Source organism: Microcoleus sp. D2_18a_B4, from assembly GCF_036702475.1.
Classification (GTDB): Bacteria; Cyanobacteriota; Cyanobacteriia; order Cyanobacteriales; family Microcoleaceae; genus Microcoleus.
Genome location: NZ_JAUBTL010000066.1, coordinates 1 through 15,882 on the forward strand (window position 1 = coordinate 1; position 15,882 = coordinate 15,882).

11 protein-coding genes and 3 pseudogenes are annotated in these 15,882 nt (G+C 45.6%); 5 read left to right on the forward strand and 9 right to left on the reverse strand.

Features of this window, described 5'->3' with window-relative positions; all coding sequences use genetic code 11:
* Positions 1-185, forward strand: a pseudogene (locus tag QUB04_RS32650) (RNA-guided endonuclease TnpB family protein); the annotation flags it as partial.
* 433 nt (positions 186-618) lie between these two features.
* Here the strand turns inward: QUB04_RS32650 and QUB04_RS27475 are convergent.
* The 3 genes from QUB04_RS27475 to QUB04_RS27485 all read right to left on the reverse strand — a co-directional run bounded on the left by QUB04_RS27475 (position 619) and on the right by QUB04_RS27485 (position 6,062).
* On the reverse strand, positions 619-3,132 hold the full coding sequence (locus QUB04_RS27475; RefSeq protein ID WP_333289335.1) for an MASE1 domain-containing protein: 2,514 nt from the start codon (positions 3,130-3,132) through the stop codon (positions 619-621).
* Between the two features lie 572 nt (positions 3,133-3,704).
* On the reverse strand, positions 3,705-5,045 hold the full coding sequence (locus tag QUB04_RS27480; protein ID WP_333289337.1) for an ABC transporter substrate-binding protein: 1,341 nt from the start codon (positions 5,043-5,045) through the stop codon (positions 3,705-3,707).
* A gap of 66 nt (positions 5,046-5,111) precedes the next feature.
* The gene (locus QUB04_RS27485; protein WP_333289339.1) at positions 5,112-6,062 is read right to left on the reverse strand and encodes an RsmB/NOP family class I SAM-dependent RNA methyltransferase; all 951 of its coding nucleotides are present in this window, start codon (positions 6,060-6,062) and stop codon (positions 5,112-5,114) included.
* A gap of 95 nt (positions 6,063-6,157) precedes the next feature.
* On the opposite strand from QUB04_RS27485, the gene QUB04_RS27490 reads away from it, so the two are divergent.
* Both QUB04_RS27490 and fmt read left to right on the forward strand, forming a co-directional pair.
* Positions 6,158-6,316: a hypothetical protein gene (locus tag QUB04_RS27490; protein ID WP_333289342.1), complete on the forward strand. Its 159-nt coding sequence runs from the start codon at positions 6,158-6,160 to the stop codon at positions 6,314-6,316.
* A 167-nt stretch (positions 6,317-6,483) separates the two neighbouring features.
* Entirely contained in the window at positions 6,484-7,497 is a 1,014-nt protein-coding gene (gene fmt, locus QUB04_RS27495) for a methionyl-tRNA formyltransferase (RefSeq protein ID WP_333289343.1), read from the forward strand.
* Here the strand turns inward: fmt and QUB04_RS27500 are convergent.
* The 6 genes and pseudogenes from QUB04_RS27500 to QUB04_RS27525 all read right to left on the reverse strand — a co-directional run bounded on the left by QUB04_RS27500 (position 7,487) and on the right by QUB04_RS27525 (position 13,317).
* Entirely contained in the window at positions 7,487-8,347 is an 861-nt protein-coding gene (locus QUB04_RS27500) for a DUF4435 domain-containing protein (protein WP_333289345.1), read from the reverse strand. The two genes, fmt and QUB04_RS27500, sit on opposite strands and share 11 nt — an antisense overlap.
* Positions 8,344-9,651: an AAA family ATPase gene (locus tag QUB04_RS27505; RefSeq protein WP_333289347.1), complete on the reverse strand. Its 1,308-nt coding sequence runs from the start codon at positions 9,649-9,651 to the stop codon at positions 8,344-8,346. Before QUB04_RS27505 ends, QUB04_RS27500 begins: the two co-directional genes overlap by 4 nt.
* A gap of 72 nt (positions 9,652-9,723) precedes the next feature.
* On the reverse strand, positions 9,724-10,965 hold the full coding sequence (locus QUB04_RS27510) for an exonuclease SbcCD subunit D (RefSeq protein ID WP_333289349.1): 1,242 nt from the start codon (positions 10,963-10,965) through the stop codon (positions 9,724-9,726).
* 108 nt (positions 10,966-11,073) lie between these two features.
* Positions 11,074-11,343 (reverse strand): annotated as a pseudogene (locus QUB04_RS27515) (Uma2 family endonuclease); the annotation flags it as partial.
* A 112-nt stretch (positions 11,344-11,455) separates the two neighbouring features.
* Positions 11,456-11,761: pseudogene (locus QUB04_RS27520) on the reverse strand (Uma2 family endonuclease); the annotation flags it as partial.
* A 278-nt stretch (positions 11,762-12,039) separates the two neighbouring features.
* Entirely contained in the window at positions 12,040-13,317 is a 1,278-nt protein-coding gene (locus QUB04_RS27525; protein WP_333289352.1) for an ATP-dependent DNA ligase, read from the reverse strand.
* A 351-nt stretch (positions 13,318-13,668) separates the two neighbouring features.
* Here QUB04_RS27525 and QUB04_RS27530 point away from each other — a divergent pair, with 351 nt between their 5' ends.
* Entirely contained in the window at positions 13,669-13,974 is a 306-nt protein-coding gene (locus tag QUB04_RS27530) for a glutaredoxin family protein (protein ID WP_333289376.1), read from the forward strand.
* A 324-nt stretch (positions 13,975-14,298) separates the two neighbouring features.
* Complete coding sequence (locus QUB04_RS27535; protein ID WP_333289354.1) at positions 14,299-15,801, forward strand: UDP-N-acetylmuramoyl-L-alanyl-D-glutamate--2,6-diaminopimelate ligase; 1,503 nt, start codon at positions 14,299-14,301, stop codon at positions 15,799-15,801.
* Positions 15,802-15,882: the final 81 nt, after the last annotated feature.

Sequence of the window (15,882 nt, forward strand, 5' to 3'; positions counted from 1 at the left end):
AAAACATCGACTGGTCAGTTAATTAATTCTGATATCAACGCTTCGTACAACATCCTCAGAAAAGCAATCCCAAATGCCTTCAGCTTTCTTGATAGGGAGCTGCGTAGTTCAGCTTAAGAAGGGTCAATCCGCTCAAAGTAAAAGTGAAGGGGGAGGGACTTGAAGCCTCCCATGCCTATAAATGACTATACTTTTACCAGCTATTAATCAAGTGAACTTACCCTCAAAAACTAGGTGGGACCCAAAAAACGATCGCGGACGCGGGTACTGGACAGGAAAAATTATTATTCCCATGCCAGCCGAAACGATTTCAGGACTTTTCGTATTTACTCATAAATTAATTAGGGTTATCTAACCCGCCCTAATCTTCTACCTCTATAGCAATCCTACATCATTTGTGAATTTATTACTCCCGATCGAGCGGGTTCGGGGAGGGTTGGGGTGGGTAAAAAAAATACGACTCATTTAAGATTACTCTATTTTAGAAAAACCTCGTAAAAAAACTAAGTTTATAATGTAATAAATTATGGCAAAATCTCCCTATCTGCTAGCGAAATAATCAGCCCAGTGTGGAGGTAAAGAAAAATTACCGGGAGCGAAAATAGCTGTAAAAAAATATTATTGGTCAGACTTTTCGGTTGAGCTCGAAAGGTCGGTGAAAATAGCTGGCAGCCGAATGGTAAAGGTAGAACCTTTGTTCTCCTCGCTGGATGCGGTAATGTCTCCGCCCATCATTTCGCAGAATTTCTTAGTAATCGTCAGCCCCAAACCAGTGCCGCCGTACTTCTTAGTAGTTGAGGAATCGGCTTGGGTGAAAGGCTCAAAGATTTTGGCTAACTGTTCGGGACTCATGCCAATGCCGGTATCTTTGACCGTAAAAATGATCCAATCTTGAGCGGAAGATAAGAGAGACAAGCTATTTTCAGCTTTGCCACCTCCTCTATACGCTCCAAGTTTTTTGCCTTTCTTTGCAGAGTCGGCGGGGGTTTCGACGGATCGGGTAACGGCGAAGGTAATCGCGCCGGAGCAAGTAAATTTCGCGGCATTGCTGAGGATGTTGAGCAGAGACTGCCGGAGTTTAGTCAAGTCGGTCTGCATCGATCCAATATCATCGGGGCATTGTATTTCTACAATATTGCTATTTTTGTCTGCCATCGGCGCGATCGTGGCAACTACTTCCTCAACCAGAGTTGAAATGGTGAAGGTTTCGAGGTGGAAGTCTATGCGGCCTGCTTCAATTTTGGTCAAGTCGAGAATATCTTTAATCAGGTCTAGTAGGTGCTTGCCGGCCGTGTTAATTCTCTGGAGGTCGTCTATGAACTCTTCGGCACCAAGGTCTCGGGCGTCTTCTTGCAGGATCTCGCTGTAGCCGATGATGGCGTTGAGGGGGGTTCTGAGTTCGTGACTCATATTGGCGAGAAAAATGCTTTTGGATCTATTTGCAGCTTCGGCGGCTAATGCGGCCCGGCGGAATTCTTCGGAACGCAGGCGTTCGGTGATGTCGGTAGTCATGATTAAAACGCACTGAGTGCTGCCGAGGTCGATGAGTTCCACTGACAGCAGCCAGTCGCGCACTTCGCCGGCTTTGGTGCGAATTTTGATTTCTTGGTTGCTGATCGAATTTTGTGATTGCAAAATCTGGGTGAGTCGCCCCCCGTCTTCTGAATTGACAAACATTCCTAAGTCGCTGGGAGTGCGGCCCATAAATTCGTGCCGCAGCCAGCCTAATGAGCGCAAAAAGCTTTCGTTGGCATCGAGGAAGCATCCGTCTGTGAGGGTGCAGATGCTGATCCCGACTGGGGAGGCGTGAAAAGCCTTGGAAAATCTTTCTTCTGAAGAACGCAGGGCGGCTTCGGCTTGCTTTCTGTCTGTGATGTCTTGGACGGTGCTGGTGATGTAGAGGGAGGTGACGGCGGCTTGTTCGTAGACTGTGCGGTTGCTACCGTCGGGAAGTATGAGCCTGTAGTCGATGCTGTAAGGCTGTTGCTGAAATAAAGCGGCTTCGATCGAGGTTCTGACTAATTCTCTGTCTTCAGGGTGCACGTATTCCAAGAAGGCTTCCCGGCTGGGTTCAAAAGTTCCCGGTTCCTGTCCCAGGATGCGGTAAATTTCCTCTGACCACCGCAATTGCTGGGTGTTGCGGTCTAAGTCCCAGTTGCCTAGCTGGGCGATCCGTTGGGCGTTAGCGAGGCTGGCTTCGCTGGCGCGCAGGGAGACTTCTGCTTGGTGGCGTTCGGCGACGGTGGCAGCTAAGACTAAGCCGGTGACGGCGATGACGGCGATGAAGGCTTGCAGGGATAACAGCGCTTGGGGGATACTGCTGGCGTGTTTGAGGAAGGGGCCGCTGCCTCGGGCGATACCCCAGATGGCGAAGCCACAGAGGATGAGGTTGGAGAGGGCCGTGTAGCGCTGGCCGAATCGAAAGGCAGCCCAAACTACTAGGGGAAATGGTAAGTATTCGAGGGGATAGCGGGCGTAGGCGGCGCGGGTGCGGGAGCAAAAGACGAGCCAGCCGACTGCTAGTAGCAGCAGCAGCCAAATCGCTCGTTCAGCTATCTGTTTGCGATGGGTGGGGACTTTGGGCAATTGTTGCCACGTCAGCAGCAGCGGGGCGACGAGCAAAATTCCCATTGCGTCTCCTACCCACCAAGTCCCCCAAATCGTGCCAAAATCGCTCCAGCTAGATAAACCGGTCAGGCAGACGACGATGCTGCCGATGGTGGAGTTGATTAGGGTAGAGCTCAAGGCTGCTAGTCCGACTATTCCTAAAACGTCTTTGAGCCGATCGAGCCTAGCGCTAAAGTTAATGCCCTGGAGTAGATAAGTTCCCGTCCACGCTTGCAGGGTTCTGGCGCCTGCCGAGATCAATGCCGTGGCGATGTTGGCCGACGGTACGCTCATGCTGAACAGGAAGCCTCCGATCGCGATTCCCGGCCACAGTTGCCGCCCAAACACCAGCAGGGCGACTTGGGCAATTCCTGCTGCTGGCCACATCGGGTAAATTTCTGAACTGAGGGTGAGGGTGGAAATGGCGAATTGCGACGCCCCATAGTATACCAGGGCGATCGCGCCTACTGCGAGGAAGTACCGCCAGGGATGTCCTTTGATTGCGTTAAGGAACTTTGTCTGCATTGTCGTTTGGGGAAAAGGTGGACGGTGGTTGGGCTCTCAGGATGTGGCACGGGACAGGCACAGGGTAGAGAAAATGTTTCTATTAGGTGATGGTAGGTCATGAGTGGTAGGTACTGGGAGAAGCTTGTGAGCTAAATTTTTGTGGTGCCGTTGAGGGAGCGGTTTTTTTGTTCGATCAAATCTGCCCATGAATTTCGGGAGTATCGCTTTTTTGTAAATATATCTCTAATGGCTAAGCAATTGGTTTGTAAATTTTTGGTTTTTGTTAAAAATTTATTACCGAGCGACAGCGGGTGTCTTTTTCTGTCGGGCGATCGTAACTCAATTCACCCTAACATCTTGCACCCTGCTCAATAATACCTAAAATACCTAAAATACCTAAAATACCCATAACAGCGACCTAAAATCTCTGAGTTTAGGTAAGTTTGGGGCAAACAACACGGTTTCTGATTAGAAGTACAGGCGGTAGTGATTTTCACTAGATTTTTAACCCATCAATCGAGGCTTCAAGTCTGGCGATCGAATACAGTGAAACCGGATATTTTACAGCTAACAAAAATATTTTTTCTGGTCTATTTCTCTTTGGCTGTTGCAATATCTAAGGTTAGTGTCAAACGCTCTTGAGATTCTTTAAGGGCGTCTTGGGAGTTGCGGCCGAGGAGGGTTGCCTCTATGGCGCGACCGAGGTTTTCTGATAGGCGGGAGTAACCTGATATAATGGGTCGCGATCTGGCTGAGTTCATTTGTTCTAAAAATACTTGCAAAACAGGGTTTTTTTCCACAAAGCTTTGATAAGCTTGGCTCTGTCTCGATTTTAAGTTAATGGGTAAATAACCTGTTCCTAATGCCCATGCTGTTTGGAATTCTTCACCTATAACGTATTCTAAAAATACTAGGGCTGCTCGCTCTCGTTCTGGCGAGGTTTTCATTAAAAATAGGTTTTCACCCCCTACGACGGCTGCGGGGCGTTTGAGGAGCGGTAAAGGCATTGCTGCGTAGTCGATCGCGCTTTGCTGCAACTGTGCTAGCGTCCACGGCCCGGTGATTTGCATGGCGACTTTCCCGGCGATGAAATTGTCGAGTTCGTAACCGCGTTCGGGTGCTGACAATATTGCTGAACCTTCTTTTAACAAGTCGCTCCACAATTCTAAGGCCGCGTGAGAACCGGGATTATCTATTTGGGGTATAGGACTTTGAGGTATTTCGCCTTTGAGTTCGCCGCCTGCGCTGAACATGAATGGCAGCCAGGTAAATACTGTCCATTCTCCTTTGCCTAGGGGGAGCACTATGCCGTGTTGGTCTGTGCGGCCGTCTCCGTTGGTGTCTCGCGTGAGCGATCGGGCTACTTGCTTTAATTGCCCCCAATTCTGCGGCACTTTTTTGATTCCTGCTGCTGCAAATAAGCTGGGACGGTAAAATATGGCGACGTTATTTGTGCCTAGGGGAACTGACCAAGTGTGTCCGCCGAGTTCCATTGACTCGAAGAGGGCCGGGTAGATTTCGGCTTTCCGGGGCGATTTGTCGAGCCAGTTTTCTAACGGCACAATTGCGTTGAGTTCGGCTAGTTTTCCCGCAATTGTAGGGCTATTCCACAGCAAATCCGGCGGTGCATTTCCAACTATTGCTGTTAGTATTTTTGGCAGTTGTTGGTCGGGCTGGCCGATGTAAATTGGTTTGATCTGGATGTTGGGATGTGTTTTGTTGAATTGGTCTGTGAGGGTTTTAAATACGTCGCGATTTGGGGGAGGATTGATGCCGTGCCACAGTGTGAGTTCGATCGGTTCGCCGTTTTTGGCTGCGGGTGTGGTGCTGTTTTGACAGCCGCTTAATATTAGCAGATTTAAGGTAAGTAAAATGCCGACAGCGAGTTTGAGTGGCCTTTTAATTGCTTTGGATAATTTGGATAATATCATTTTTTAGTTGGATTCCAGGAAGAAGATTTTTTTTACCCGCAGATGAACGGGGATGGACGCGGATAGTTAGAGGTTGGTAAAACGAGCTAAATCTCGAAAATCTGCTGGTAGCTGATTTCTCTCTCCATCCGAGGTGTTTTGAAACAAAACGGTGAAAGCTCCTGCTCCTAGTCTATCTTGCGGCCACATCCGATAGCAAGGAATTTCGGTCAGGTGCGATCGATATTTTTCTAAATGAGGAACAGTGACTGGCCCAAATTCGGGGAATTTGCTTAACAGCCATTCGCTGACTTGTTCATTTTCTGGGGTTGAATAAGTGCAGGTCATGTATGCAAGATAACCTTGGGGCGCTACAATTTTAGCAGAATTGGCTAAAATTCTTTTTTGGCGGTTGGCATTGCTGTTAATGGTGACATGATGAAAGCAGCCGGGTGCTTTGTCTCCTTTTGCTAAGAGTGATTGACCTGTACAAGGAGCATCTACTATTACTAAATTAGCAGTTTGTGGTATTTTTTCGGCAAGCATTTTTGAATCGACGTTAGCGGCGGCGCATGGTTGAATTTGACAGCGTTTTAAATTAGAGATAAGCATTCCCATGCGTTTGCCTATGGCTTCGTTGCACAACAGCAATTCTGGGTTTAAGGTTTTCCAGGCAAATATACTTTTTCCTCCGGGGGCGGCGCACATATCTACGATTAGTTTGATGGGCTGGGGTATTGTTAACAATGTGGAGGCGGCGAAGATTGAGGAAAAGTCAAGACAGTAGTAATGTCCTGATTGATGTAAGGAATGTTTTCCCGGCTGGTATTCTAAGGCTAGTCTATCTACAAATTGCGGTTGCCAAGAAACTGGAATTTCGATATCAAAGGGGTTTTCTGTTGGTTTTGGTTGCAGCCAAAAGATGGCAGGATTAAAAACTTGGGGATTGGTGACGGCATGAATAAACTTTTCTTGTTCGGCGGTGTCGGCAAATAAGCTGCGGCTGAGTTTCAGCAGGAGATTAGATGGTTTTTCCATGTTCGAGGAGATATGATAAGATTGAGATTCCCAGTAACAAAGGTAGATTAGATGATAATTATTAGTGTAGAACAGTTATAGTTAACTTGGGAAGAATGGATGCAAATGTTGTTGCCTCTATCAAACACATTGCTTTTGAGCGTTCGAGTCGGGCTGCACCTGAGTATCAATCGAGATCCTTTTTGCCGATCGCACAACTCGGAACTCTTCTCGAAGTGTATAATCTAGGAGCCAACTACTATTATTTGAGCTGACAAATAAACATTACATGAGCTAGGTGGGTAAAAACACTCATAAACTAGCTTGTATCATAGCTGCGACGCGCTGAATAGTCTGTATAATATACTATGGTTTTTTGCCATTACCTACTTGATGACTAATGAGTAATGACTGAGGACTACTTACTAATAACGAAGAATCTATGAAAATTGTTTTTTTTGGCACTCCCGATTTTGCAGTCCCTACTTTATCCAGTTTGCTAAGTCACCCAGAATTTGAGGTTGTGGGTGTGGTGACTCAGCCGGACAAACGTCGGGGAAGAGGCAATCAATTGATGCCTTCACCTGTAAAAGATGTGGCTTTAAATCACAGTCTCCAGGTTTGGCAGCCGCGCCGAATTAAGAAGGATGCGGAAACGCTTGCTAAGTTGCGAGAAGCGGAGGCGGATGTGTTTGTGGTGGTGGCTTATGGCCAAATTCTTTCTCAAGAAATTCTGGATATTCCTAGTTTGGCTTGCGTTAACGTTCACGGTTCAATTTTGCCGAAGTATCGCGGTGCAGCACCGATTCAGCGCTGTCTTTTTGACGGGGAAAAGACAACAGGGATTACTACTATGCTGATGGATGCTGGGATGGATACTGGGGCGATGCTGTTGAAGGCTTTTGCTGGTATTTCACTGTTGGATAATGCTGATTCTTTGGCGGATAGGTTGGCGGAAGTTGGGGCGGATTTGTTGGTGGAAACTTTGGTAAAATTGAGGGACGATAAGGTTAAAGCTGTTGTTCAAGATGATGCTGAGGCGACTTATGCGCCGATGATTAAGAGTGCGGATTATGTGCTGAATTGGTCGAAAAGTGCGATCGACCTTCACAATCAAGTTAGGGGCTTTTTCCCGGATTGCACGACGACTTTTCGCGGCAATTCTCTGAAGGTGATAGCTACTGTGCCCGTCGGGCCGGAATATTGGCTGCAAATGCCAGCGGATTTGAGAGTTTTGGAACGCGAATGGCCTGTTTTAGCCCAGTTGTCGGGCGCGAATGGGGAAGTTGTCAAGGTTGTGAAGGGCTTGGGGGCGATCGTCCAAACCGGTGATGGCTTATTATTATTGCGGGAGGTACAGTTGGCGGGGAAAAAGGTGCAGTCTGGGGTGGATTTTGCCAATGGAACTCGGTTGGTTGTAGGGGAAGTTTTTGGGAATGTGGAGGTTACAGGTTAGGTAGCACCTGAAACGGTTGATTAGTTTGTTCCCATGTCTGAATAGCTATATAAAGTTTTGTCTCTCGGAAATGAGCAGACTCATAGGCTAGCCTTAAATTTATTTCTAGTACATTGGGTTCAACCTGCTTAGAGTTACAGGAACCTAATGCTTTGCAAAGTGCGATCGACAAAATAGCAATCATATCGTGACCGCAACAAATGTACCACATATCTTGAGTATCTGTTTTTAAGCTATCCATATTTGCTCTAATTTCCGGTTCGTCAAGTCCCGGCTTTTGAGAGTTGTTTTTCACAGTTTGAAGCAACTTCGATTCATTTAGTCCCAAGGTTTTATCATCTACAAATTTATTAAAAGCTAAACCTTCAAATTTCAAACAATAATTAAATTTCAGCGAAGCCCATCGCAAATAACCGATAATCTTGGCACTTTCTAATAAAGTCTGGCGGATATCTTTACCAAAATTATTAATTTTTGCTTCCGATCCGTGTTCCAAAAGCACCTTTTCAAGTGCTGGCGACTTCAGCAGCATAGTTTCCAGATCATGAGTGTCGGTTAATAGTAAGTTAGGGCTAGATTTAACAACACCTTCTAGTATCCAAAAATCAGCATCAACGACAGCCAACACACCAGCAAAATTATCTTTTTCAAGGATATTTAGCACTTGCACAGCATTATCCTTATTATGGGCAATTTCCACACGACAGTTTGTCGAGTCTACTAAGTTTTTCCAGAGTCGTGCATCTGTATCTCCCTCAGCAATTAGAAAAGAATGTTCAGTGTATTGAGGTTGATTTCTCAGCAGACGAATTTGGTTGGCAATGTAGTTAGGGGTAATGTATTCTCTCATTCAACTGGCCCTTTTAACTCCACTGTCAAATCCCAGCGATCGTCTATAATACTTGGAGAATGAGTTGCGATCAACACATCAAAGTCGGCCAGTTTGATAATTGCTTGCAAATCTTTGAGAAACTCGACTTGCCACGCTACGTGCAGGGAAAGTTCTGGTTCGTCAATGAGAATTAGCGAACTAGGTTTGACCTTGAATAACAACTGGTAAAGCATTACTAATTCGTGCTGTTCCCCGAAAGATAAATCGGTGGGTGATAAAGGTTTGCCGTCAGCAGTCGTAAAGGTAAAACCGTTTTTTTTGCTGATATTCATATTCTTATAACGAAATTTCTGTTGAATAATTCGTTGGAAAAGCTCTATTTTTGCCGCAATTTCGTTAAAGACCATGAATTTTTTTTCGACATCTTCAAGATAGACGGATAAGATATTTTTGGTTGTTAGATCGATATGTTGTTGCAATTGAAAATCTGAATTTTCGTCTCCTTCTAAAAGACTCGTTTTTATGAGACGAGAACGCTGTTCTTCAATTTCATTTAATTTATTGCGAAGTGTTTCTTCTGTCAACTCAGACGTTATTTTGTTGTTAACAACTCTTGCCGGAAAAGTTCTGTCAAGAGATTGAGACAATGCACCATATTCAGCTAGCTTTGTTTGGATCTCTTCTGCAAGTTCCTGAGAATATATATCAAGTGATGATGGAATCATTGATGGGTGTTTCATATCTCCCTGTGCTTTGGGAACATCTGAGTGAGTTAACAAACGTTGAGTTTCTATGAAACGAACATCGATAGATTTTTTTATTTGTGATAGCCACTTTGGTTCTTCCTTGATTCTCTCTACATCTTCATCTAGTAAGTCATCAAAGCTATCGTCAATATTTTCTAAGGATTGGTTTTTCTGAAATATATCTATATCTTTTAGCATTTTTTCATTCGATAGCCGTAATTTTCTGATAGCCGAATCTAGGACACTTAGCTTTGAATCTAGTAAGAAATTTAATGAAAATGTTTCGGGTTTGGAATCAGGTTGTGAAAATTGAAAAATCAAACTTTCGGTCAATTCGATAAATTTAGCTATTAGTAGATGACTGCCATCATCAAAATCCACTCGAAATTGTTCAAAAGGGAGACTGCGAAGTTCTGAATAACGCGAATTAAAAAATCCATTAATTATCCTGAGTAAGGCTGTTTTACCAATTCCATTCTGTCCATGAACGAGCGTGATTCTATCTTCCATATTGAAATAAACCTGATGGTTAAAAACTCCAAAAAGTTTGGTAACAGAAATTTTATTGATTCTCATATTTCCCTCTGGTGAAACCTCAAATTAGAATTAGCATCCTTGAGTGTTACAGACAAATTAGTCATGGTGTACCTAGAATTCTACCATAACTTCCTCCGCGCCGCCCAACAAACCCTGTGCCGCCTCTAACATACTCTCCGCAACATCTTTCAAATCTTCGCGACTTGCCAGATAAGTTTTCAAAGCTTCTAAGGGTTCTATACTATTATTAGCATTCAATTCGGGCAACCGCGGCCTCGCTAGCTGACTGACTAATTCCGGCTGGATTGTGTAGCTGTGCGCTTCGCCCAGAAGTGTGTGCAATTCTGCGTTGTCAATTAAATCTAATTGTTCCGAGCGCAATTGGTAAATCAATCTCACAACCGCGTCTTGGATCTCTTTCTTGCCAATAGCTTTAACTAAATCGGCTTGCGGGTTTTCCGATTCGGAAACATTCACTTTAATAGTCTGAAACACCCGCACTGGCAAAGTGCAAAATTCCCACTCTGCTTTCCCCCGTTCCAAATTAACTAACACAAAACCTTTATCTTCTTTCTCTTCGCTAAAATCAACTCGTTCGATACTTCCGGGATAAATTACGGGCGGATTGTTGGAAGCATTGAGATTTTGGTGTTTGTGAACGTGGCCGAGAGCAACGTAATCAAAACAAGGGCGAGTTAGCATGGAAACGGGTATGTTAAAACCTTTACCAACTGCTAAAAAACGCTCTGCACCCAAGCTTGCTTTATCTGCCATTAAGTGCGCTAAAAGTACGGTTGGTATTTCGGGGTTGAGGCGGCGAATTTCGCCTTCCATTGCGATCGTCAGTTTTTCGGTTAATAATTGGTTAACATCGCCCATAGACAGGTTTTCAGTCTCGGAACGTGTCATTAAGGTCGATCGAGTCAACCAAGGTAATGTTACCACCTGTACGGGCCCGCTGCGGGTTTGAATGAGGTGAGTGTCCAGGCGATCGCCTACAATAAACTTAGGTATTCCCAAAGTCCGATATATCCCCAAACTCGCCCCGCCTTGTCCCTGGGAATGTTGGTCGTGATTTCCTACTAGCAAAACAGTCGGAATTTGGGCATCCACCAAGCGGCTGAATTGGCGAGCAAAAGCCTCTTTAACAAACGGTGGAGGCGTCGAATCCGGGAAAGCATCGCCGCCGAATATGACTAAATCTACGGGTTCAGAAATTGCTCTATCCATACATTTACTCAGCGTCGCCGCGAAGTCTTCCAGCCGCGTATTTAAACCGGTTTCTGGATTAATCCGGCCGTGGGAAAAGCCGCTGCCCATGTGAATGTCGGAAAGGTGTAAGATTTTAATCATTGTTTTTTCTATTTGTTAGCTATCGTTTCGGTTCGTAGTGAGGACTTCAGTCCTTCTTCTGAGGACTGAAGTCCTCACTACGAACCCAAGAAAGTTTTTTTTGATACATCACAATATGATGCCGGGTACTTTTTGATAAATTTCGCTAATTGCACAACTAAAATTCGCACTAACCAATTCTACTCTATCTCCTTGCCCGTAAATCTGAGAAACCCAATTTCCCTCAGCATTCAGCCGAAAACACTCAATTTTAATCTCAGATTGAGTGATGAGTACGTATTCTTGCAAACTCGGAGAAGTTTGGTAATCGGCAAATTTATCGCCTCTGTCGAAAGCTGCTGTTGAGGGCGACAATACCTCAACTACTAAAGATGGATATATAGCCTTTCTCAGTAACATGAGGTGCTCATCGGGCATCGGGCATCGGGCATCGGGCATCGGGCATCGGGCATAGGACTCACCCCATACCTCACTTTCTTGAGAACCGCTATAAAATGAAATCTTCCGTAGTTGAGGTATCCCTTTCGTCGCAAGTCACCGCTACATCAGGATAGTAATAGCAATTTGCCTCTTCCAGTCGGACTTTTATATCTGATGATAAAACTAAGCATGGCGTATTCAGAAGATGATTTCCCAGCAGCCGAACTAAATTACTACCAATAACAATATGAGGTTTTTTTGCCCCTGTCATTGCATAAACGTGTCCGCGTCTGTCTTCGTGTTTTATCGGGCTTACTCGCTCGCCTTCTAGGTACTCTTCTGGAGAAATGTAGAAATTGTTTTTGGTGATAACCATTGATTTTTACTCCGCTGATTTTATACCAATTTAATGTGAAGTTGCACATATCTCGATCCCCCTCGCATACCCCTGATTGTTGGGGAGTAGGGGTTGACTTTGAGTAAGTTCTTGTCCCCCCCGACCTAGGGGCGGTGCGACCCCTACTCCCCGTGCCCGCCCTTGGCTAGGGGGGATCGGATTCTACGGGGCCTCATAAAAAATTGGTATGATCTGATACTATGTGTTGGAACTCACATATTCTGGGAAGGAAACGGGACTGCCGTTTCCCTACCAATTTAACAAAACTCCAGAAATCGTGCGTGCCATAATTTGCCACTTTCCGTCAAACCCTGCGATCGCACTTTAATTTTGACACTTTTGGGGTTAGCCTCGTAGAGTCGGGCAATTTCCTGCATTTCCTCCCCGCTAAACCCGGTTCCCACGGTTCCTACTGGGACTAATTTGCCATCAATTTCTTGCGCTACTTTGACGGCGCTAAATGGCCGCCCCGCAACTTTTGTCGCCGTCAAACCCACAATAAACAAATCGTGTTCTTGACAGTATTTAGTCCTCACCATCGGATATTTCTTAACATCTTTGCCGCCGACATAGAGGCAGTTGTGCAACACCCAAACTTCGCCTTCTCTGTTTTCAGCTTCCTGCTGATTGGCCAGGACGAGTTTTTCGGCGGTGGTGCGAAATGTCGGTACAACTTCAAAGGCTGGGGATAAATTTGCCAGCATTTTGCCAACTTCAACTCCCGCTGCAATTCGTTCGGATTCGGCCACGGTAGTTAAATCATTGCCTTTGAAAAACAAAATTTTAAAAATGGCATAAATTGCGCTGGGCTGAGTAGTCGGAAAACCGCTTTCAATATTAACTGTAGCAGCTTGGGCGCCGGTGCGGTGTTCGCTGCCCGTACAGCTTTTGTAATACAGTTCGCCGTCTAAAACAAAGGTGCCAATTTTAGCGGCTGTGTCGATTAATGTGCGATCGATCTCAATCGATGCCTGTTGCCGCAGGTTAGTCGATCGCGATTGGTAGTATACTTTATCTGGCGTCGCAATGACAACGACTCGATTGCCATCGCGCTTTGGCTGTCCCCAATAATCGGGATTTTCGATGTAATAAGAACGTTCACTCGGCGCGTCAACCGGCTGCATTGTCACAATCCTTCCCGGCTGCAAATGCGGCGGCAATTCGGGAACTACGGGGTTATTAGCAGTCTCTATGTTGGCAGCGGTAGCTGATTTTGCAGCAGCAGCAAGATTGGTGCTAGATTTGTTTGGAGGATTCAGGGCGATCGGCTTTTCTCCGGTTTCCAATTCAAACGCTCTTTTCCAAAAGCCGATCGCCATTTCCGGGTATCCTTCCGACTCGGCGCAGAGTGCAAAACCAATAACTTTTGCCGTACCGATGCCGCGCCCGTAATCAGCTAAATACTGCACGGCCCCCGCTTCTCCCATCAAGTGCAATCCTCGCGTAACGATGCGATTGTTCCAGCGTTCTCGAATGTCGGCGCTAATTTTTTTAGCTGCTTTTCGCTTGGCTTCTGCGTATTCGGTGCAGTCCATACTGCCTCCTTTATGTAGGGCTATTTATATACTATACTAAAGATTGATTTATTAGTCAAGTATAATTTGACAATTAGGTGGTGTGAATAAATTTAACTCTTTCATTTGTGAACTAGATTTATTTTTTAACCGCAGAGGCGCAGAGGGCACAGAGGAAGAGAAGAAAGAGAGGGATGGGGTTGTAGTGTTTTGATTGTCAAACGCGGTAATCTGTTCGCTGCCAATGCTAAGATTACTTCGATCGCGCATTGCGACCCATAAAGCCGTGAGTTGCGTCTTACTCGCGTTGAGTTCGCCCACTGCCGATCGGACATTTCAGAATTTAAGATCGAGTTTAATCTTACTGTTATGATGCGATTGATTTTGTACAGCAAACCCGGATGCCACTTGTGCGAAGGGTTGCAAGAAAAACTCGAACAGATTGAAAGCCTGAAGTTTCAACTCGAAGTCCGAGATATTACCGAACGCGATGACTGGTTTCAAGCTTATCAGTACGAAGTTCCTGTTTTGTTTAAAGTGCAGCCCCAACCAACAAATTCTGCTGGCGAGGCTGCATTCTCCCCTGAAGAACTGTTACCCCGTCCTTCTCCCCGCTGTAGTGTCGCCCAATTGGAGCAAATGTTACAGAAATATTTGCAAATCGATCCGTCACAATAATACGATTTACTCAGATGTTGCACCCTTGTCAAGAACGGGCAAGATGCCCGTTCCACAAACAATGAGTTTTCTTGTGGAACAGGCATCTTGCCTGTTCCTAAACAAGTAATTGAATGGTGCAAAATGTGAGATTTACCCAAAAACTCAGGTTTTAATCCTGACATCGGGGTACTTGGTGTGCAGCTTACTGTAGGCAGATAGATTTTACACCGCGCACCAAAAAAAATTAGGCTTTGCACCGCCCACAGCAAAAACCTGTAGAGAGTGGCTCAAAAATCGGTTCCGCCAGTCATATTCAAGACATTCAAGCGAGGAGTTTTTCAGATGAAATTGAGAGAATTATTAGCAGCAGTTCCCAGCATTTCCTTTGACGCCAAACATCCCGCCCTCGATGCCGAAGTCAAGGGTTTATCCACTAATTCCCACGCTTGTCAGGCGGGCGATTTGTTTTTGGGAATGCCGGGAACTCGGGTTGATGGGGGAGATTTTTGGCAAAGTGCGATCGAATCTGGTGCACTTGCCGCCATAATTTCCACCCAAGCAGCCGAGAAAACACCTTCCCAAGGCGGGGGTACTTGCGTCATCGCAGCAGCCGATATGGCTCAAGTTTGCGGTCATATAGCAACTGCTTTTTACGACACTCCAGCTAGCAAATTAAAACTTGTCGGCGTTACCGGGACTAACGGCAAAACTACAACAACTCATTTAATCGAATTTTTGCTCAATGAAATGCAGTTGCCGACGGCGATTTTCGGCACGCTTTATACTCGCTGGCCGGGCTTCCAAAAAACTGCACTTTACACCACACCTTTTGCAGTTGACCTGCAAAAGCAATTAGCAGAAGCTGTAGCAGCCGGATGCAAACACGGCGTGATGGAAGTCAGTTCCCACGCTTTAGCGCAGCAGCGAGTTTTAGGGTGTAATTTTGAAGTTGCTGTCTTTACAAATTTGACTCAAGACCATCTCGATTATCACCGCGATATGGAGGATTATTTTGAGGCTAAGTCGCTTTTATTTGGTTCCGATTACCTCAAAAATCGCGCTGTAATTAATATTGACGATCCCTACGGGCAGCGGATAGTTGAAAGTTTAAAGTCCGACCGAGTTTGGAGTTACAGCACTGTTCTGAAAACGGCAGATTTGTATGCTTTTGATTTGGAGTATCAGCCCAATGGAGTTAAGGGAATGCTGCACACTCCCAAGGGCGAAACGGCTTTTGTTTTGCCTTTAGTCGGTCAGTTCAATTTATCAAATATGTTGGCTGCTGTTGGTGCTGCTTTAGAATTGGGTTTAGATTTGTCCGCAATTGTGGAGAAATTGTCTCAGTTTTCGGGAGTACCGGGACGGATGGAACGGGTGCAAATTAGTCCCGACCAAGATATTAGCGTTATTGTGGATTACGCGCACACTCCAGACAGTTTGGAGAACTTGTTGAAGGCGTCGCGGCCGTTTATTCCGGGTCAGATGATTTGCGTGTTTGGCTGCGGTGGCGATCGCGATCGCACTAAGCGGCCGATAATGGGTAAAATCGTTGCAGAATTAGCCGATTTAGCGGTTGTTACTTCCGACAATCCGCGCACTGAAAATCCCGATCGCATTTTGGAGGATGTTTTAGCAGGAATTCCCGCAGCAGTAAAGCCGATGGTTTTGTGCGATCGCGCCGCTGCAATTCGCACTGCTATTATGGACGCTAAACCGGGAGATGGCGTGCTGATTGCAGGAAAGGGACACGAAGATTATCAAATTTTGGGCACCGAAAAAGTCCATTTTGACGATCGAGAACAAGCGCGAGATGCCTTGAAAGCCAGAATGAATTCGGTTAACTGACTTCGGTTAACTGTTAACGGTTAACCGAATCCGGTTAACCGTTAACGGTTAGCTGTTCGCGCGCTGCGAAATTTGTTATAT

What these genes read in the sequence shown, in the direction of transcription:
- QUB04_RS27475 (WP_333289335.1), bottom strand. Translation starts at nt 3,132, where the DNA reads ATGCAGACAAAGTTCCTTAACGCAATCAAAGGACATCCCTGGCGGTAC.
- QUB04_RS27480 (WP_333289337.1), bottom strand. Translation starts at nt 5,045, where the DNA reads ATGATATTATCCAAATTATCCAAAGCAATTAAAAGGCCACTCAAACTC.
- QUB04_RS27485 (WP_333289339.1), bottom strand. Translation starts at nt 6,062, where the DNA reads ATGGAAAAACCATCTAATCTCCTGCTGAAACTCAGCCGCAGCTTATTT.
- QUB04_RS27490 (WP_333289342.1), top strand. Translation starts at nt 6,158, where the DNA reads ATGGATGCAAATGTTGTTGCCTCTATCAAACACATTGCTTTTGAGCGT.
- fmt (WP_333289343.1), top strand. Translation starts at nt 6,484, where the DNA reads ATGAAAATTGTTTTTTTTGGCACTCCCGATTTTGCAGTCCCTACTTTA.
- QUB04_RS27500 (WP_333289345.1), bottom strand. Translation starts at nt 8,347, where the DNA reads ATGAGAGAATACATTACCCCTAACTACATTGCCAACCAAATTCGTCTG.
- QUB04_RS27505 (WP_333289347.1), bottom strand. Translation starts at nt 9,651, where the DNA reads ATGAGAATCAATAAAATTTCTGTTACCAAACTTTTTGGAGTTTTTAAC.
- QUB04_RS27510 (WP_333289349.1), bottom strand. Translation starts at nt 10,965, where the DNA reads ATGATTAAAATCTTACACCTTTCCGACATTCACATGGGCAGCGGCTTT.
- QUB04_RS27525 (WP_333289352.1), bottom strand. Translation starts at nt 13,317, where the DNA reads ATGGACTGCACCGAATACGCAGAAGCCAAGCGAAAAGCAGCTAAAAAA.
- QUB04_RS27530 (WP_333289376.1), top strand. Translation starts at nt 13,669, where the DNA reads ATGCGATTGATTTTGTACAGCAAACCCGGATGCCACTTGTGCGAAGGG.
- QUB04_RS27535 (WP_333289354.1), top strand. Translation starts at nt 14,299, where the DNA reads ATGAAATTGAGAGAATTATTAGCAGCAGTTCCCAGCATTTCCTTTGAC.